Annotated in this window: 19 protein-coding genes; 5 read left to right on the top strand and 14 right to left on the bottom strand. The window is 31.2% G+C overall.

Annotated features, from left to right (window positions below; all coding sequences use genetic code 11):
• Positions 1-197: 197 nt before the first annotated feature.
• From Q0998_RS18490 to Q0998_RS18465, 6 genes are all read right to left on the bottom strand, one after another.
• Complete coding sequence (locus Q0998_RS18490) at positions 198-383, bottom strand: CPXCG motif-containing cysteine-rich protein (protein WP_299672645.1); 186 nt, start codon at positions 381-383, stop codon at positions 198-200.
• Complete coding sequence (locus tag Q0998_RS18485) at positions 383-916, bottom strand: NADP-dependent oxidoreductase (RefSeq protein WP_299672642.1); 534 nt, start codon at positions 914-916, stop codon at positions 383-385. Before Q0998_RS18485 ends, Q0998_RS18490 begins: the two co-directional genes overlap by 1 nt.
• On the bottom strand, positions 883-1,389 hold the full coding sequence (locus Q0998_RS18480; protein WP_299672639.1) for a hypothetical protein: 507 nt from the start codon (positions 1,387-1,389) through the stop codon (positions 883-885). Before Q0998_RS18480 ends, Q0998_RS18485 begins: the two co-directional genes overlap by 34 nt.
• Positions 1,390-1,422: 33 nt before the next feature.
• Entirely contained in the window at positions 1,423-3,411 is a 1,989-nt protein-coding gene (locus tag Q0998_RS18475) for a dehydrogenase E1 component subunit alpha/beta (RefSeq protein WP_299672636.1), read from the bottom strand.
• 114 nt (positions 3,412-3,525) lie between these two features.
• Positions 3,526-4,005 (bottom strand): winged helix-turn-helix transcriptional regulator, encoded by a 480-nt coding sequence (locus tag Q0998_RS18470; protein ID WP_299672634.1) that lies wholly within the window; start codon positions 4,003-4,005, stop codon positions 3,526-3,528.
• Between the two features lie 76 nt (positions 4,006-4,081).
• Complete coding sequence (locus Q0998_RS18465) at positions 4,082-5,140, bottom strand: M14 family zinc carboxypeptidase (RefSeq protein ID WP_299672631.1); 1,059 nt, start codon at positions 5,138-5,140, stop codon at positions 4,082-4,084.
• Between the two features lie 347 nt (positions 5,141-5,487).
• Between Q0998_RS18465 and Q0998_RS18460 the strand changes: the two genes are divergently transcribed.
• Positions 5,488-5,844, top strand: coding sequence for a helix-turn-helix transcriptional regulator (locus Q0998_RS18460; RefSeq protein WP_299672628.1), 357 nt, complete (start codon positions 5,488-5,490; stop codon positions 5,842-5,844).
• A gap of 67 nt (positions 5,845-5,911) precedes the next feature.
• Here Q0998_RS18460 and Q0998_RS18455 read toward each other — a convergent pair whose 3' ends face one another.
• The 6 genes from Q0998_RS18455 to Q0998_RS18430 form a co-directional block, all read right to left on the bottom strand.
• Positions 5,912-6,382, bottom strand: coding sequence for an HAD domain-containing protein (locus Q0998_RS18455; RefSeq protein WP_299672625.1), 471 nt, complete (start codon positions 6,380-6,382; stop codon positions 5,912-5,914).
• A gap of 309 nt (positions 6,383-6,691) precedes the next feature.
• Positions 6,692-9,139: a M1 family metallopeptidase gene (locus Q0998_RS18450; protein ID WP_299672622.1), complete on the bottom strand. Its 2,448-nt coding sequence runs from the start codon at positions 9,137-9,139 to the stop codon at positions 6,692-6,694.
• Positions 9,140-9,363: 224 nt separating this feature from the next.
• Positions 9,364-9,906 (bottom strand): DUF4252 domain-containing protein, encoded by a 543-nt coding sequence (locus Q0998_RS18445; protein ID WP_299672619.1) that lies wholly within the window; start codon positions 9,904-9,906, stop codon positions 9,364-9,366.
• A 59-nt stretch (positions 9,907-9,965) separates the two neighbouring features.
• A complete protein-coding gene (locus Q0998_RS18440) occupies positions 9,966-10,478 on the bottom strand; it encodes a DUF4252 domain-containing protein (RefSeq protein ID WP_299672616.1) in 513 nt (170 codons plus the stop codon).
• Between the two features lie 42 nt (positions 10,479-10,520).
• On the bottom strand, positions 10,521-10,955 hold the full coding sequence (locus Q0998_RS18435; RefSeq protein ID WP_299672613.1) for a hypothetical protein: 435 nt from the start codon (positions 10,953-10,955) through the stop codon (positions 10,521-10,523).
• A complete protein-coding gene (locus Q0998_RS18430) occupies positions 10,942-11,451 on the bottom strand; it encodes a sigma-70 family RNA polymerase sigma factor (RefSeq protein ID WP_299672610.1) in 510 nt (169 codons plus the stop codon). The genes Q0998_RS18435 and Q0998_RS18430 overlap by 14 nt, the downstream gene beginning before the upstream one ends.
• A gap of 167 nt (positions 11,452-11,618) precedes the next feature.
• On the opposite strand from Q0998_RS18430, the gene Q0998_RS18425 reads away from it, so the two are divergent.
• Positions 11,619-13,073, top strand: coding sequence for a S41 family peptidase (locus Q0998_RS18425; RefSeq protein ID WP_299672607.1), 1,455 nt, complete (start codon positions 11,619-11,621; stop codon positions 13,071-13,073).
• Position 13,074: 1 nt separating this feature from the next.
• Positions 13,075-14,541: a S41 family peptidase gene (locus Q0998_RS18420; protein ID WP_299672605.1), complete on the top strand. Its 1,467-nt coding sequence runs from the start codon at positions 13,075-13,077 to the stop codon at positions 14,539-14,541.
• Positions 14,542-14,595: 54 nt separating this feature from the next.
• On the opposite strand, the gene Q0998_RS18415 is transcribed toward Q0998_RS18420, so the two are convergent.
• On the bottom strand, positions 14,596-15,498 hold the full coding sequence (locus Q0998_RS18415) for a DUF72 domain-containing protein (RefSeq protein WP_299672603.1): 903 nt from the start codon (positions 15,496-15,498) through the stop codon (positions 14,596-14,598).
• Positions 15,495-16,463: a patatin-like phospholipase family protein gene (locus Q0998_RS18410; RefSeq protein ID WP_299672601.1), complete on the bottom strand. Its 969-nt coding sequence runs from the start codon at positions 16,461-16,463 to the stop codon at positions 15,495-15,497. Before Q0998_RS18410 ends, Q0998_RS18415 begins: the two co-directional genes overlap by 4 nt.
• Before the next feature lie 44 nt (positions 16,464-16,507).
• On the opposite strand from Q0998_RS18410, the gene Q0998_RS18405 reads away from it, so the two are divergent.
• Both Q0998_RS18405 and Q0998_RS18400 read left to right on the top strand, forming a co-directional pair.
• Positions 16,508-17,548 (top strand): oxidoreductase, encoded by a 1,041-nt coding sequence (locus tag Q0998_RS18405; RefSeq protein ID WP_299672598.1) that lies wholly within the window; start codon positions 16,508-16,510, stop codon positions 17,546-17,548.
• Positions 17,538-18,011 carry a hypothetical protein gene (locus Q0998_RS18400; protein ID WP_299672595.1) on the top strand — a complete coding sequence of 158 codons (474 nt, stop codon included), beginning with the start codon at positions 17,538-17,540 and terminating at the stop codon, positions 18,009-18,011. The genes Q0998_RS18405 and Q0998_RS18400 overlap by 11 nt, the downstream gene beginning before the upstream one ends.
• Positions 18,012-18,048 lie beyond the last annotated feature (37 nt).

Genomic DNA, 18,048 nt, shown 5'->3' with positions numbered 1-18,048 from the left:
GCTCTTTCTCCTTTTTATTAATATCTATCTAATATAAATACTTTAATCCATATCCTTTTGCAAACATAGGATGACAGGAGAAAAAACACAGAGCTACACAGATTTTTCTTAACCTAATATTGTAAGGGAACACGACCCTTTCAATAAAACTTTGCGAATCTCTGCGAAACCCCTCTGTGAATCTCTGTGTAATAACTTTACTGTTCAATAGATTGCGCATTAAAAGACACCAATTCTCCACCTTCAAAAGCGGGTCTTATTTCTATTGGGTTGCAACAAACTTCACAATCTTCAATATAGGTTTGCTGCCGAATGCTAGCATCTAAGATCATGGAGATTTCTTCCCAACAATGCGGACACTGAAAAAAATGTTCTTGTTCCACTATGCGATTACTTTTAAAATTAATTTCCCATTCTTTTCTCCAGAAAATAATCTATTATAGGTTTCCCGAAAATTTTCAATTCCTTGATAAATATCTTCTCTAGATTTTAATTTTCCTTCTTGCATCCAAATTCCTATTTCTTTTGCTGCTTTTCCGAAATCTTTGGTATAATCCATCACAACCATACCTTGCATAGAAGAACGGGTTACTAGCAAAGACAAATAATTACTGGGTCCGTCGATTTTATGTTTGTTGTTGTATTGAGAAATGGCACCACAAATAACTACTTTTGCATGCATTCTCAATTTGCTTAAAGCCGCATCTAAAATCACGCCCCCTACATTGTCAAAAAACACATCAATTCCTTTTGGACATTTCTTCTTTAATGCGGAATAAATATTTTCTGATTTGTAATCGATGGCTTCATCAAAACCCAATTCGTTTTTAATATAATTGCATTTTTCTTCTCCACCAGCAATGCCAATTACGGTACAGCCTTTTAATTTTGCAATTTGCCCAACAATAGATCCCACTGCTCCTGCGCGGCTCCAGACACCAATACAATATCTCCTTTTTTGATGTTCCCAACTTCTAAAATTCCGAAATAGGCCGTCATTCCTGGCATTCCTAAAGTTCCTAAGTACATTGGCATCGAAGCTAATTTTTCATCAACTTTATACCAGCCGGCTCCGTTTGAAACGGAATATTGTTGAACACCACCCCAACTGATGGCACAATCACCAATTTCAAATTTTGGATTGTTATTGTTCTGAATCACTTTTCCAATCGCGCCAGCACGCATAACATGTCCTAATGCTACAGGTGGAATGTAAGATTTTGTATCATTCATCCAACCGCGCATTGCAGGATCTAAAGAAATATAATAATGCTGAATTAAGATTTCGCCTTCTTCTAATTCGGGGATATCTTGTTCTTCTAATTGCCAAGTAGTTTCATCTGGAAAGCCCTTTGGTCTATTTTTTAAAATGATTTGTTTGTTTTTCATAAATAGGATACTCTTCTTTAAAAATAAGGATAATTAGTAATCTAAAAGGTCTGAAATTGCTTTTTCTAATCGATTTTTCCCCAAATACTGTTTTTCTAAATTAGGTTCAAAAGGAATTGGCGTTTCTATACTAGCAACTCTTTTTACTGGAGCATCTAAATATTCGAAACAGTTCTCATGAATCAATGCAGAAATATCACTTGAAATTCCACCAAAAAGAGAATCTTCTTGTACCACTAAAACTTTTCCCGTTTTTTGAACAGAAGCATATATGGTTGCTGTATCTAAGGGTTGTAAGGTTCTTAAATCGATCACATCTGCCGCAATGGTTGAATTATTTTCTAAATACTCTAATACCCAATGTATGGCAGCGCCATAACTTATAATGGTGAGTTCTGTACCTTCTTGCAAAATTGCAGCTTTCCCAATTTCTATAGTATAATAATTTTCAGAAACTGCTTGATAAACAGATCTGTACAAGCCTTTGTGTTCAAAAAACAATACCGGATTTGGATCATTAATAGCGGCAATTAACAGACCTTTTGCATCTTGAGGAAATGCAGGATATACTACTTTTAAACCTGGCGTTTTTGTAAACCAAGCTTCGTTTGTTTGACTATGGAAAGGACCCGCTCCTACTCCTGCGCCACAAGGCATTCTTACGACGATAGCTGCTTTTTGCTGCCATCTGTAATGAGACTTTGCCAACAGATTTACAATCGGATTAAAGCCTGATGAAACAAAATCTGCGAATTGCATTTCTACCACAGATTTAACTCCATTTACAGACAAACCGTATGCTGCAGCAACAATAGCAGATTCGCAAATAGGGGTATTTCTAACACGTTCTTTTCCGAATTTTTCAACAAAACCATCTGTAATTTTAAAAACACCCCCATATTCAGCAACGTCTTGTCCCATAATAACCAAGTCATCATGTTTTTCCATGGCTTGTTGTAAACCATCAGAAATAGCATCTACAAAGCGTATTTTTTTCTTTTCTTCTGAAGGTTTTATTTCTTCAAAAGAATCATCAGCATATACATCATTCAACTCTGTTTCTAAATTGGGTGTGATTTTATCTTCTTGATATGCTTTCTCTAAATGCTCATTGATTTCTTTTAGAATTTCGCTTCTATAAGAATCTTCAATTTCTGCGGTAAGAATTTTTTCTTTTTGTAAATATTCTTTAAAATTTTCTAAAGGATCTTTACTTGCCCAAAAGTCTAAAACATCTTGAGGTACATATTTTGTACCACTCGCTTCTTCATGACCTCGCATTCTAAAAGTTTTAAACTCTAATAAAACAGGTCTCGGTTTTTTTCGAATGCTTCCAGCGATTTCACTAACTTTAGCATATACTTCTAAAATATTGTTTCCATCAATAATATAGCTCTCCATGCCATAACCAATTCCCTTATCTGCTATATGTTCGCAATTGAACTGTTCTGAGGTTGGTGTAGACAAACCATATCCATTATTTTCTACACAAAATAACACAGGCAAACTCCAAACAGACGCTACATTTAACGCTTCATGAAAATCACCTTCACTGGTACCTCCTTCTCCTGAAAAAACGGCACAAACTTTATGGTTCTCTTTTAATTTATTGGCCAACGCAATACCATCTGCAATTCCTAATTGGGGGCCTAAATGAGAAATCATTCCTACAATATGATATTCTTGAGTTCCAAAGTGAAAACTACGATCTCTACCTTTGGTAAAGCCGTTCATTTTACCTTGCCATTGCGAAAAAAGACGGTATAAAGGAATATTTCGAGTGGTAAAAACACCTAAATTTCTGTGCATTGGCAATATGTACTCATCATCATACAAAGCAGTAGTTACCCCCACAGAGATTGCTTCTTGCCCAATACCAGAAAACCATTTAGAAATTTTTCCTTGACGTAGAAGAATCAACATTTTCTCCTCAATTAAACGAGGTTTTAGCATGCTTTTATACAGTTTTAAAAGATGCTCTTTAGGGATAGAATTTGTGATAAATTTAATTTTATCTGACATATATTATAGATTTCGTAATCACAACAAACATAATAATTCAGAAGTACAATCCATAAAAAAATCCTTATCATTTTAAATGATAAGGATTTTCTATTTTTTGAAGAGCACTAATTCTTACAACTCTTTAAAAATTGCGTGCATCATTCTCTTTTTATCGTTGATGCTTTCTTCTAAAGCAATCATTGTTTCTGTTCTGTTTACTCCAGGAACATCATCTATTTCATATATAATGTCTTTTGCATCATTGGTGCCTTTTGCTCTTACTTTACAGAAAATATTGTATTTACCAGCGGTTACATAAGCCACTGTAACATTAGGAATTTTTCTTAAATTCTCAATAACACTTTGTGTCATAGAAGTTTTTTCTAAATATACACCTACATGCGCTATAAAAGAATAGCCCATTTTTTCGTAATTTAAAGTTAAGGTAGAACCTTGAATAATACCTTCATCTTCCATCTTTTTTACACGAACATGAATGGTTCCCGCAGAAACTAATAATTGTTTTGCAATGTCAGTAAATGGAGTTCTAGCATTTTCGATTAAGATGTCTAAAATTTGATGATCGATTTCGTCTAAAATGAATTTTTTCATAATTTGTATATTATTCAATTATATACGCAAATTTATAAATTAAACTTAAGTAAACAATAAAAAAAATGAGAAATATCTAATATAAATCCCCTACGAAAACGATTTCGTTGTGTCCGAATTTCCCTTTTAGGCTTCTTTCTTCAATTTTAATCAATTTTGAAACCAAGACATCATCAATAATTTCGTCTTGATATTGATAGGCAACGTCATTTTTTGAAGTGGGAAACCTATGAATTACATCATAAAAAACCTTGTCGTTATTGGGTATGTTAAAGTACTCTTTATAAGAACTAAAGTCGGTGGTTTTTGCAATGTAAAACAGGCCTTGAAAAATAGCGAAAAAAGTATATTTTCTAGAAACTTCTCTTACATAGTCTTCTGGATAATGCCCAGATTCGATTAAGATAGTATTGTATCCTAATTTTTGAAAGTTATCTCCGGTTGCTCTTGGATAAAATTCGTCTGTATATCTACCAATACAATTAGGAATTACCTTTTGCAAAACCTTACTCATAGCAATAATCACATTCATGGTGGCTTTTCTACCAGCGGTTAACGCTCTTGTTTCTTCTTCTGAAGGTGCTAAAAAGGAAATTGTTGCGGGGTTTTTAGTATTTTCTACGTTAAAAATGGTTCTTTGATCGTGTAAATTAAAACAAAACTGCGGATGGAATGCTTCTAAAACACTTCTTAAAAGTTGACTTTCTTTTGCTTTTCTGTCTACAGCATCTCTATTTAGGTCAATCTTATTGCTATTTACTCTAGTGTACACTTCTGCCCCATCAGGATTTAACATCGGTATAAAAACAAGTGTACATTCTTTTAAAATGCTTGTAATTTCATTTGCTGAGGAATTTAAAAAACAATTGAACAGATCAAACAATGCTTTGGTGCCTGTACTTTCATTACCGTGCATCTGAGACCATAATAGTATCTTCTTTTTTCCAGTACCAATTTTTAATTGATAAATAGGTCTTTCTTGTTCTGAAGTGCCAATTTGTGATACTTTAAAAACACCTTCATGTTTTTTGAGTAATGCATTAATGTCGTTAAAACGAATCCATTTTCCGAAAAGCGAAGTTTCTTTTTCTTTTTTGAAAATGGATTCTAAAAAATCTACCGTTAATAAACTCATGATAATTATGCTTAAATCTTTGGTAAAAATAATGGAATCACATTTGTAATCAAACTAAAATGTTACAATTGTAAATTCATGAAATATTACAATTGTAAACAATTGATTTTCAAAAAATGATTACTTTTGTAAACAAAAAGTCAAAAGGAGTTTACATTACGATATAGACGAGAGATATCATATCGATTTTAACTATAATAATCAATTAATATATTGTTTTTTAGTTATTTACATTATTTAATTGAAGTTATTATTTAACTAAAAATATCTGATTTTCAATTAAATTAAAGTTTAGTTTTGTCGTTAAAATGATAAGTTTTACATTTGTAAAACAATAGCAAGTTACAATGATAAACAGTGATGATTTTACAAACCGGCTAAAGAAAGTGATGGAACACCATCAACTTTCGGCATCTACGTTCGCCGATAAAGTAGGTGTGCAACGTTCTAGCATTTCACATATTCTATCTGGAAGAAACAAACCAAGTTTAGATTTTATTCTAAAAGTGACTTCAGAATTTAAAGATGTAGACATTCATTGGTTGTTAAATGGAAAGGGAAATTTTCCTAAAGTGGAAGATGCAACAAAAAGTAGCACTACTACTCCATCATTATTTAATTCAGAAAATACTGGGAATGGAAAAAAAATACAACGAATCGTCGTTTTTTATGTTGATGGTACTTTTGATGAGTATCAGAAATAAAAGAAGTATAAAAAAACACAAATCTTACGACTTGTGTTTCTTTTAGTTTTAACTTTATTGTTCATTTTTAAGCCGTTTCGAATTTTGACTTCTCTAGAATTTTTAAAGCCTCATCAGCCAAATATTCAGTTAAACCAACTGAACCGCTTGTTTGAATCAACTTATCTTTTAAATACCTTGGTAAAGAATTTAAAGACTTGTCATCATCTATAATAACAAAATTATTATCAATTACTTTTCCATCAAACCATTTTAAAAGTTCATCTTTTCTGTTTAAATGATTTCTATTTTCTGGTAGTGATGTTATCTTGTTAATGTAAAGATTTCTCTTATTAAATATAGCGATCCATTTTTTTGAAGAATATAAAGACTTATGGGATGTTGTTAATACAATATCTGCACCAGACTTAGAAATAATTCTATCTAATGCTTTTATAGCTCTTGAACTAAAATTAGGAAAACCGTCTTCTAATATTTCAGGCCTTCTCCATGAATTGGCAGGAACCATTACTCCATCTATGTCTAAATATATCAACATATTACAAATATACTATTTAAAAAAAAATAAAAATGTAGAGGTCAGTAGTTAGTTACTTATTAAAAACAATAATTAACTAACTATGTCTGGTTGAGCGCAGTCGAAACCTATATAAGGAAGACCAATAATTCTCGATAGCTTTACTAGCTACTTTCAATGAAAATACATTTTCATTTTAGTAATGCTCGAACGGACAATAACGAATAACTCAAACATCTAATAAAAAGTGTTTTAAAATTTGTACTTAGTATGTATTTAGCTACTGACCTCTATAAAAATGTTTTATAAATTAGTATAAAAATAATCCAATTACTGAATCAAACTAGACATCGTTGTTTTAATAATTGCAATATTTCTTTGCTTATTAGAGTTTGAAGACTTTTCTTGATCTTGAATCATAGTTCTCATTAAATTGATGACCACTTTATCAAAATTAAACTTCTTATATTGATTTCCTTTGGCAACCATGTCTTCTACTAAGTTCTTTATAGCTTCCATATTATTGCTTTTAGAAACTTGTTTAAAAGCTTTTTCATATAAAACTTTCGTAGCATCGTCTCCCGATAAAAACATGCCGGAAACCACACTTTTAGCGATAAAAGGCAGTTCAGATTCATCATTTGCTTCAATAAAAATCTTTGTCAACGGAGTTGCTAAAATTTTTCTCACTTCATCTGGCAACTCTTTCGATTTTTTTACGGCCAAGTCTTTATCTACATAATACATAGCCACCAAAGCTTTGCCTAAAACCGCGTATGATTTGCTTTCTAAACCTTTTACAAATATTTGTTTCAGCTCTGGATCTGTTAATTTTCCTAAAGTTTGAATTGCTGCTGCTTGCACCAGTGTCTTTTTGTCTGAATTTGCGATTTGCATGATCTTCCTAATCGCCTCTTTTTTAGAAAACTTATTTATCAAATCTACTTTTTCTAATGCCAGGATTCTAATCTTATACGAAGCATCGTTCATCGCATTTACAACCGCATTAAAAGCATCTTTATCATCCTGTTTTTTTGCAACTTCTAACAAAGCCTCTCTTCGATGTGTATAGTTCTCAGCATTTTTCAATTGAAAAATATAATCACTTAAAATCTTGTTTTCATTGATTTCAGACAACAAAACGCCATCTGCATTTACTTGAATTAAAGTGGGTTGTATTTTGTAATTAAATGTAAAAGAGGCATCATTATCTTCTACAAAAACGGTTTCTCTTCTTCTTTTATTTCCTTCAAATATATCGATGCTTATAGGGAACTGAAAGGTTTCTGGCTGTAGCTGTAAAATATTTACTGTGACTGTTTTTCTCAATAAATTATAATCATAAGAAACATCAATTTTTGGATGATTTGCCCCAAAATACCACTGATTAAAGAACCAATTTAAATCTTTTCCCGTTACTTTTTCGAAAACCAAACGCAATTCATGTGCTTCTGCCGCTTTGTATTTGTACTCGTTTAAATAAGTTTTTAAACTTGTAAAAAAAGCTTCATCACCCACATAATTTCTCAACATATGTAAAATGGCGCCACCTTTGTTATAGCTCACCAAGTCGAACATATCTTCATTGTCTATATAATTAAAACGAACTAATTTCTTATCAGATTCTTGCCCTTCTAAATAGGTTTTTACGTTTTCATATAGATGCATTTCTGCATCCTCTTTTCCGTATTTATATTCTCGCCATAAATATTCGCTATAATTTGCAAAAGATTCGTTGAGTGTTAAATTACTCCAGCTTTCTGAAGTGACCAAATTTCCGAACCAATGATGAAATAATTCATGTGCAATGGTGTTTTCATGGGTGTTTTCATCAATTAATTGTCCTGGTGTTTGATAGGCTTGTTCCCCATGAACCACCGCTGTTGTATTTTCCATAGCACCCGAAACATAATCTCTAACCACAATTTGACTGTATTTATTCCAAGGAAATGCTACACCCAATTTATCTGAAAAGAATTGCATCATTTCTGGTGTATTTCCAAAAATATCTTTGGCATATTTTGCATATTCCTTTTCTACATAATAAGCTATGGGAATATTCTTGTAAGTATCTTTTACAATCTCAAACTCACCAACACCTAAAAAAACTAAGTATGGTGCATGTTTTTGATCCATTTTCCAATAATCGGTTCTACTATTTCCTGCACTTTTAGTCTGACTTATTAATTCACCATTAGAGAGTGTTACATATTTATTAGGAACGGTAATATAGATTTCTTGGGTAGTTTTTTGATTTGGCGCATCTATTGTAGGAAACCAACAACTGCTGCCTTCCGTTTCTCCTTGTGTCCAGATTTGTGTAGGTTTGTTCTTATCAAGACCTTGCGCATTTATAAAATACAACCCTTTGGCAGCTGTAATGGCTTTACTGCCTTTGTCTTTTACTTTCTCTGGTCTTGCGGTGTATTTTATATAGATGGTAAATGCTTCTTCTCTGGTAAATTTCTTTGGAAGTTTTAAGGTGATTTGAAAATCATCATAATCATACTCTAATTTGTTTCCGTTTAAAGAAACTTCGTGAAAAAGCATTGCTTTTGCATCTAAAACAAGCTTGTCTGTTGCATAAAAGTGTGGCTTTGTAGTAACCCAAGCTTCTCCATTTAATTGTTTTTCCGCAAAATTAAAATCGACTTTTAATTTGGTGTGAATTAAATCGTGTGTTTTTTCTCTTTCTGCCTTATAAGTTAGGTTATTTTGAGAAAAACCAACAGTGCTAATTGTTATAAAAATAAAAAGGAACCATTTTTTAAACTTCATACATATCATTTTCTTCTAATCTTCAAAAATAGTAATTATGAAGATAGAACCTGTTAATGAGCAGTTAAAATCAATTAAAAATACAAAGATGGAATTTGAAATCTTGAAGAAGGGAGTTTTAAGCGTTCAATGATCATGTTTATTTCAAACTTGAATCATTATAAAATCAGAAAAGCCTACAATTTCATGTGAAGTTGTAGGCTTTTAAATAAACTGTTTGAATTTTATTTATCAAACATCTTTGAAAATTGTTTGAGGGAAGAATTGTCTCTATCAAAATCCATACTATTTAATGTTTCAATAATTTTTGCAGGATTCATGTTTTCTCCTAGCAATCTTGCGACACCTACTCCTTTATCATCTCCATAACCAAAAGCAATTATTTCATCTACAGAATCTGTATCACCAGAATAATAAATTTTTACATTCATTCCTTTTGCCTTCATAGACATTAGGGTTTTATAATCATCATTGTCTGTAAAAATAGTTTTCAATTTTGCTTTTTCAGCTTTATAAGTAACGGTATTTTCTGCTGTTTTTGGTAAAAAAGCAACATTAATTTTTTTGATACTTTTAATGGTTTCTTTTACATCTTCAGAAACATCTGCTTTGGGCGAAAGTACAGAGCCTACGGGTAAATCTCCAGTATAAAAACCTTCTTTCCCACTGGTATCTACTAAATAGCTTTGTAAAGATTTTTCATTTTTACAAGAACTTACTAGAAGTACCAAAAAAAGAAAAGAAAGGATTGTTGTTATTTTTTTCATTGTGTTTTATTTTAAAAAAGTAACCTCGCGTTTTAAAAACCCGACTTTACAATCGTATGCTACTTATTTTTTTTAGTAAAAGTATCTGCTAAATCAGACATTTTATTGATGTCTATATTTCCTGTTAAAGAAACAATCATAGATTCTGCAATACCGTTTGTTTTCTTATCAAAACCTTTGATAAACATTAAAACTTCACTTACATAATCTTTGTTTTTTGAAGATTTTACATAAATTTTAATTCGAGAATCATCTTCTTTAATTCGCATCAACTCTGTTAAGTTTTGCTTTTTGATAGCCAATGTTACCATGTTGTTCATTTTTTCTGCAATCAAACTATTGTCTGTAGAAAACATTTTAAACTCTTTTAACTCTTGAACCATCTGGAATACTTTCATTCCTTCATTATCATCAATTTTTACATTTTTAAATTTAGAGATCAATTCGAAAGCATCTTTGGTAACAACTACCATATCTACTCCGTCCATATCTTCTAAAGTTTCAAAAAAGGACTGTGCGTTTGTTACTATTGGTGCAACAATAAACGCTATTAACATTATAATTTTTTTCATAATTTCTGTGTTTACTTGGTTTTACTAATTTTTACTTGGTTTTTATTTTAATATTTTATTTATTGTTTTTTCATAAGCATAAAGTGTAGTTACCGCAGTTTCTCCTTTTTGAAGGTTCTTAGACAATAACTCTAAACCCTTACTTACTTGCGCATAAATTCTCTCTGCTTCTTTTCGCTGTTGGTATTCATTGTATTGCTGTTTTCCAACAAATACACTGAGTAACAATACTACCGATGCTGCTACAGACAACCATTTAAAGTTTTTCTTTTTAGATTTCTTAGGTTCTAACCTTAAGGTTTTTGTAAACGTTTCATCTTTTGCAATAACAAAATAGTTAAATAGATATGTATACTCTTGCAAGTGCTGTGCCACATTACCTCCTGTAAAATAGTTTTTTAAGGTTGTTTCTTCTTGCAAAGTAGTTGTTGCATCTAAATACTTTTCTACTAATTTTTCTATGTTAGCTAACTCCATAGTTGTGTTTTTTTATAAGTTCTTCTCTAATTGTTTTTCTTGCTCTAGATAATGCCACTCTTACTGCTGTTGGTTTCATATCTACCATTTTACAGATTTCATCAAAGTCATATTGTTCAATATCTCTTAACTGAATAATAATTTTTTGTTGCTCTGGTAAGTTTTCTATCAATAAATGTACTTGGTTTACACTATCTCGATATTCAACCTTCTTATCTAAAGACGTTTCTTTCTCTTTATAATTACTGTGCACTAATGTTAAATTACTTGCTTGCTTAGATTTTAATCTATCATAACAATAATTCTTTGTCATGGTCATTGCAAATGCTTCTACATTATTATAGTCAGCTATTTTCTCTTTACTTTTCCATAGTTTATAAAACAGTTCTTGGGTAGCATCTTCAGCTTCTTCTGTAGAAACTAACAATCTTTTTGCTAATCTAAAGACCTTATCTTTAAATGGTAAAACAACTTTTAAAAAGTCTGACTGGTTCATTTTGGTTTGGTTGGTTATTTTTTGAAAACCCGCTATCTTTACATTTATATATTCGGGTTTACATCTTTACGACGAGTAACAATTTAATTTGTTACACAAGAATTTAAAAATAATACTATTTCTATCTATATTGCGTTAGAATTTACAAACAATTTATATATTTTTAAATGAAAAACCTCTTAAAAGCTTGCTATTTACTAATAATTGCTGTTTTATGTACGCATTGTTCTAAAGAATACGAGTTGCCCCAAGATTTAGTGGTGCATGATTTTGTTTGGAAAGGTTTAAACGCATACTATTTACATCAAGATGAAATTGCAGATTTATCTGACAGGCGTTTTAGTTCAGATCAGCAACTGAATGCCTATTTAAATACGTTTCCAGATTATAACGATTTATTTTCAAGTCTATTAATTTCTACAGATGTAAAATCGACTTTAATTGAAGAGTATTCAAACTTAGATGTAATCAACCCTAGAAGTGGTTTTTTAAATGGAATGGAATTCGGAATTATTGCGGAGCCAGCAAGTGATGTAAATGTAATTGGTTATATCCATCATATTTTACCCAATTCTGATGCAAGCACAAAAAACATTGTTCGTGGAGAATTTTTTAATGCAGTTGATGGCGTACAACTTACCAGAACCAATTTTGAAGATTTGTTAATTCGAAGTACAAATACTTTCGATCTAACGATGGTAGATTTTGATGGAACCACAGCCACACCAAATACAAAAATAGTGTCTTTAGAAAAACAAAATTACAATTATGATACTATCTTTTTAGAGAAAACGTTTTCTATTGGCGCAGCTCATATTGGTTATTTAATGTATCATAATGATTTTTCTAGAAATTCAATTGACAATTTAAATGATACCTTCTTAAATTTTAAAAACCAAGCAGTTAATGAGCTTGTTTTAGACTTGCGTTACAATATTGGTGGTGGTAGTTTTGCTAGAAATATTACAGACTTGGCCAGCATGATTACCGGTCAATTTACAGAAGATGTATTTATAAAAGAACAGTGGAATTCGAAAGCGCAAACTTGGTTTGTCGCAAATCAACCAGATTCTTTAATCACGAAATTTCCTGCAAAATTAAATAGTACAACAGATTTTAACAGCCTAAACTTAACAGATGTTTATATTGTTTTAAATGGAAATAATTTTTCTGGTTCCTCAGCCATCGAATTATTAATTAATAGCTTGAATCCGCATATAAATGTACATATTATTGGTACCAATACTGCAGGGAATAATACAGGAGCTATTACCTTATACAACTCTGAAGATTATGATTTTGAGTTAAGAAATAGCACACATACAGTTGCCTTGCAACCTATCGTGTTAAGTTTCTATAATAAAAACGACCAAACCTATGAAAACGGATTTACACCGAATATAACCTTATGCCCTAATGAAGATATTTTAAATTTAGGAGTGTTAGGAGAACGCTCAGAACCCATTTTAGACCGGGTTTTAGAGTATGTTACTTCTGGTGATACGGGCGTGAATACTGTTTGTAACCCTAATAATTATGAATTTTTATACCATTCTATAAATTCTCAGAGAGAAGCAGATAGTGGTGTATTTATAAAACAAAATTTACCCAATACCAATTAATATGAAAAAATATATTTTAGCAAGTTTATTATCAATTTTATTTTTAACAGTTTCTTGTAGTAAAGAAGATATTGACCAACTGCCTGATGACGCAACCTTAAATGATGAAATTAATGTCTTTATATGGAATGGATTAAATGATTATTATTTGTGGCAAAAAGATGTACCCGCTTTAGCCGATGGAAATTTAAACAACTTTATAAATGAAAACAGAAATGCTGAGCCAGAAAATACGTTTGATAATTTATTATTCCAACCAGGAACGGTAGACCGCTTTTCTTGGATTGTAGATGATTATATTGCTTTAGAAAATCAATTTCAAGGAATTAGTTTAAGTAATGGAATGGAATATAAATTATTTCAGAATAGATCTGGTTCAAATGGAGTTTATGGCGTTGTTTACTATGTGGTTCCTAATTCTGATGCCGCAACAAAAGGCGTTTTAAGAGGAATGGTTTTTAGTGCTATTAATGGAGTTCAAATAACAACTACTAATTTTAGAGACGTATTAGGCTTAGATAATTATACACTTAATTTAGCAGATTTTAATGCTGGAAACCCTATCATAAATGGAACAACAATAGATTTAGTAAAAGAACAGTTGCAAGAAAATCCTATTTCCATAAAAAAGGTTTTTAATGAGGGAAGTGACAAAATTGGATATTTACTATACAATCAATTTGCAAGCAGTTATGATGGTGAATTAAATAATGCCTTTGCTTTTTTTAAATCAGAAAATATTACAGATTTGGTTTTAGATTTACGATACAATGGCGGCGGAAGCGTAAGAACAGCAACCTATTTAGCAAGTATGATTAACGGAACAAATACTGGAAAAATATTTTCACAGGAATTTTGGAATGAAAAAGTGATGAAAGGCTCAGATCCTGATATTTTTCTAAATAATTTTACAAATCAAATTAAAAATACCGATCGAGATGGGAATGTTATTTTAGATGAACAAATAAATAGTTTGACTTTACCACGAATTTATTTTATTGTTTCAGATAACACCGCTTCAGCTTCTGAATTGGTCATAAATGGCATGAACGCTTATATTGATGTACATTTAGTAGGAATTAAAACAGTTGGAAAACAGGTGGGATCTATCACTTTATACGATTCTGATAATTTATTTAAGAGTGGTGCTAATTTGAATACAAAACATACCTATGCCATGCAGCCCATTGTTTTAGAGATTAAAAATGCAAAGGGAGAAAATAATGCAAATGGCTATGCACCTGACATTGAAATAGCTGAAGATTTTGGTAGGACTGATAATACAATTAATTTAGGTGTTTTGGGTGAAAAGTCAGATCCTTTGCTAGAAACCACAATTAATTTAATTATAAACGGTTTAAAATCTTCAGGAAAATCAGTATCTGCTTTTGAAGAGAAAGCATTTATAAATTCTAAACTTGAAGTTCCTTTTAGTCAAGAAATGTATGTGGAAGATTTTAGAAAATAAAAAAAATAAAAAATTCAAACTAAAAAATCCAGCTGATAGCTGGATTTTTTAGTTTTACAGCAAACTTATTTGTCCGTTAGAATGATCTTCTTTTTGATTCGGAATCTTTAAATCTAAATCAAATTCCTCGTTTATATTTTTTATAAAATGACCGGCCAAAAGTGGCGATGCCTCTTCTAAATTCTGATGAATAAAAAAGTGAATATTCTCTAAACCAGCAGCTACCCATTCCCTTAATTTTAAAATCCAACTATCTAATCGATCATAATCTGTAGGATGATTTGCCCCAACATATCTAATAAAAGTTTCATTATTTGTTAACCGATTGTGAATCATATCTCTTCTCCCTGCAGTATCTACCAACACATTGGCAATATTGTTTTCTTCTAAAAGTTGATAAAAATCGGTTGCTATTTCTTTGTCTGCAAACCAATCTTTATGGCGTACTTCCACAGCTAAAGCAAGATTTTTTGGCCAACTTTCTACAAAATTTTGAAGTACAGCAAAATTGGTTGGTCCAAAATTCGCATGCAATTGTAAAAAGATGGTTCCTAATTTTTCTTGAAGATTGCTAAAATTATCGATGTAAGAATTTGTGACTGCCTCTACTCCATTCAACCGTTTCCAATGACTAATTTCTTGACCTAATTTCGGAAAAAACTTAAAATTATTGGGTGTTTTAGAACGCCATTTTTCATATTGTTGTGCAGGAAAATTTCTATAAAAAGTAGCATTTAGTTCTATAGAATTAAACTGACTTGAATAATATTCTAGTTCGTCTTTTGTTCCTCTTGGATAAAATCCTTTTAAGTCTGCTCTATTCCATTTTGCACAACCCACAAAGATGGATGGTTTTGTTGCTTTTTGATATTTACTTAAAACCTCAAATGTTTTTGGGTCTGTTTCTGGCAATGAAAAATCAATATTCTCTGGATGTGCTACTTTTCCGAACTTCATATATTCAAATTGTCAATATTTTCTAAACCTTCTTCTATTTCTTGATCTGTTAAAACATCGGGTCTAAACTCACTCATTTTTTCTTCATCTTTAGACTTTGCATATTGAAAGCCAGATTCCCACCATTTTCGCATTAATTTTTTATCAAAAACTAATGAGTTTGTAGTTAAGACAGTAGGTGTATAATATAAGTTTAGTTTGATATCTTTATTAGAAGCCGCCAATTTACCAATGGTAATATTATGTCTCTCTACATGGGTTAACATAAAATCGAACACATCAAACAGTAAAGAAAAAGGATTTTTAGCGGGCATTCTATTAATTTGAGTTACTTCTGTTTCTAAAATAATCGCATCAATTTCTGTGGCGCCTCTTAAAATAGCTTCTCTAATAGGTACTAAAGAACCGAAACCACCATCTGCATATTGACAATGATCTTTTTCTAGCAAACTCATAAAAGGAACATAGTTGCAAGACCCCCAAATCCAGTCGCAAAAATCATCATAAGAACAATCGTTTATAGATTTGTATTCTATTTGATTTGCTGTTAAATTAGAGACTGTAACCACCACTTCTTTGTTAGCAGCTCTAATTTTTACATACATCTCTTTGGTAATTTTTTTCTTTATAAGCGCTCTTAGATTTTTACTTTCTCCAAAAGTTTTTCTCCCGTTTAAAAAATTCCAAAAAGTATTTAAATGGTTGATTGTAACTATTTTTTCTCCAGCAACTTTCTTAATATTAAAAGGATTGTTACTGAAAATTGTCTCTTGATTAACGTTGGTGTACAATTCTTTTAAACCATCTAACATGCCCAAAGCCAAATGAGAAACCATTAAACTTCCTGTAGAAGTTCCTAAAAAGAGGTCGTACTCTTTTTGCTCATTTTTCATTAAGTATTGTGCAACTCCACCAGCAAATGCGCCTTTACTTCCACCTCCAGAAATTACCAATGCTTTTTTCATTTTCTATTAAGATTTGTTTACTTTAGTCGTATAAAAATATAAAAATGAAAAGAATAATCGTCATTATTTTTACTTTCCTTTTTTTTACTTCTTGCAAACAAGAATATCAACCAAGAAATATTGAAAAAATTAGCATTCAGGAATTTAAAAAAGACAGCACTAGTATTAGAGCAATTCAAGTGGTAGATAGCGAAAGCGTTTTTTACGCCGGCTCCAGAGGAGATGTTGGCTTTACCACAGATAGTGGTTCTTTATGGAATGCTTTAAATATTAGATACCAAGATGCTATAATTCCTCATTTTAGAAGTTTGGCATTTAACGGAAACGATTATTTTGCACTGTCTATAGGAAATCCTGCGTTATTATATAAAATTTCTGAAGGAACATCTAGCTTGGTGTATAAAGAAGAAAATGAAAAGGTTTTTTATGACGCAATTACTTTTTTTGATGATAATTTACACGGCATTGCAGTTGGAGATCCTACAGAAAGTTGTGCATCCATACTAATTACCGAAAATGGCGGTGAAACTTGGCATAAAATTCCCTGTGAAAATTTACCAGAAATTATAAAAGATGAAGCTTTTTTTGCCGCAAGTAATACCAATATAAAAACAATTGGCAGCACCGTTTGGATTGCTTCTGGAGGCGCAAAAGCACGAATTTTAAAATCTACAAACTTTGGTAAATCTTGGGAAGTTTTTGACACACCAATTGTGCAAGGAAATGGACCACAAGGAATTTATTCAATTGATTTTTATGATGAAAAAAACGGAATTATCATTGGTGGAGATTATTCTAAACCTTTAGAAAACACAGCAAATAAAGCAATTACTACAGATGGCGGAAAAACCTGGCAATTGGTTGCAGACCATCAAAATCCTAATTATAAAAGTTGCGTACAGTATGTTCCAGATACTTCAGGAAAAGAAGTTTTTGCGGTAGGTAAAACAGGTGTTTCGTTTTCTAATGACGGTGGGAAAAAATGGACAACTATTTCTAAAGACAGTTATTACAGCATTCAATTTGTAGATAAAAATACGGCTTGGTTAAGCGGACATCATAAAATTGGGAAACTTGAGTTATAAAAAAATTACATTAAAGTTTTGTATTTTAAGTATTACTACACTCCTATTGTATGGTTGCCAACAAAAATCAGATGTAAAGAATGATTTTGAATGTAAAGAACGTTTTTTTACAGATTTGGAAGAAGTAATAGATGTAAAAAACAACTTTGTTGTTCAAGTTCCTAAGCATTGGAAAAAAAGTCTGTATACAGATGAAAGTCAATCTTCCATTTATTTTGCAGATACTACAAAACAATTAACAGAAGCAATTCTCTTAGACATAAATTTTATAACAAATTCGATACAGATAGATGATGTTTTCAAACTAAAAATTGAACAAGAGATTTTATCCGATAAATTAATTCAAATAAGATCAAAAGAAATTTCTTTCCTTCAAAAACCAAGTTATTATACCGTTTCAATCGGGAAAAAAGGAAAATTTAAATTGAGTTATACGTTTAGCTTCTGTTTTATTAATTTTTGATATACTGGCTTTTCTTCAACCATCCTACAAATCGTTT

The sequence above is a fragment of the uncultured Polaribacter sp. genome, assembly GCF_947501385.1.
Lineage (GTDB): Bacteria > Bacteroidota > Bacteroidia > Flavobacteriales > Flavobacteriaceae > Polaribacter.
This window is presented reverse-complemented; position numbering and strand designations above follow the sequence as displayed.

What these genes read in the sequence shown, in the direction of transcription:
- Q0998_RS18480 (WP_299672639.1), bottom strand. Translation starts at nt 1,389, where the DNA reads ATGAAAAACAAACAAATCATTTTAAAAAATAGACCAAAGGGCTTTCCA.
- Q0998_RS18475 (WP_299672636.1), bottom strand. Translation starts at nt 3,411, where the DNA reads ATGTCAGATAAAATTAAATTTATCACAAATTCTATCCCTAAAGAGCAT.
- Q0998_RS18470 (WP_299672634.1), bottom strand. Translation starts at nt 4,005, where the DNA reads ATGAAAAAATTCATTTTAGACGAAATCGATCATCAAATTTTAGACATC.
- Q0998_RS18465 (WP_299672631.1), bottom strand. Translation starts at nt 5,140, where the DNA reads ATGAGTTTATTAACGGTAGATTTTTTAGAATCCATTTTCAAAAAAGAA.
- Q0998_RS18460 (WP_299672628.1), top strand. Translation starts at nt 5,488, where the DNA reads ATGATAAACAGTGATGATTTTACAAACCGGCTAAAGAAAGTGATGGAA.
- Q0998_RS18455 (WP_299672625.1), bottom strand. Translation starts at nt 6,382, where the DNA reads ATGTTGATATATTTAGACATAGATGGAGTAATGGTTCCTGCCAATTCA.
- Q0998_RS18450 (WP_299672622.1), bottom strand. Translation starts at nt 9,139, where the DNA reads ATGAAGTTTAAAAAATGGTTCCTTTTTATTTTTATAACAATTAGCACT.
- Q0998_RS18445 (WP_299672619.1), bottom strand. Translation starts at nt 9,906, where the DNA reads ATGAAAAAAATAACAACAATCCTTTCTTTTCTTTTTTTGGTACTTCTA.
- Q0998_RS18440 (WP_299672616.1), bottom strand. Translation starts at nt 10,478, where the DNA reads ATGAAAAAAATTATAATGTTAATAGCGTTTATTGTTGCACCAATAGTA.
- Q0998_RS18435 (WP_299672613.1), bottom strand. Translation starts at nt 10,955, where the DNA reads ATGGAGTTAGCTAACATAGAAAAATTAGTAGAAAAGTATTTAGATGCA.
- Q0998_RS18430 (WP_299672610.1), bottom strand. Translation starts at nt 11,451, where the DNA reads ATGAACCAGTCAGACTTTTTAAAAGTTGTTTTACCATTTAAAGATAAG.
- Q0998_RS18425 (WP_299672607.1), top strand. Translation starts at nt 11,619, where the DNA reads ATGAAAAACCTCTTAAAAGCTTGCTATTTACTAATAATTGCTGTTTTA.
- Q0998_RS18420 (WP_299672605.1), top strand. Translation starts at nt 13,075, where the DNA reads ATGAAAAAATATATTTTAGCAAGTTTATTATCAATTTTATTTTTAACA.
- Q0998_RS18415 (WP_299672603.1), bottom strand. Translation starts at nt 15,498, where the DNA reads ATGAAGTTCGGAAAAGTAGCACATCCAGAGAATATTGATTTTTCATTG.
- Q0998_RS18410 (WP_299672601.1), bottom strand. Translation starts at nt 16,463, where the DNA reads ATGAAAAAAGCATTGGTAATTTCTGGAGGTGGAAGTAAAGGCGCATTT.
- Q0998_RS18405 (WP_299672598.1), top strand. Translation starts at nt 16,508, where the DNA reads ATGAAAAGAATAATCGTCATTATTTTTACTTTCCTTTTTTTTACTTCT.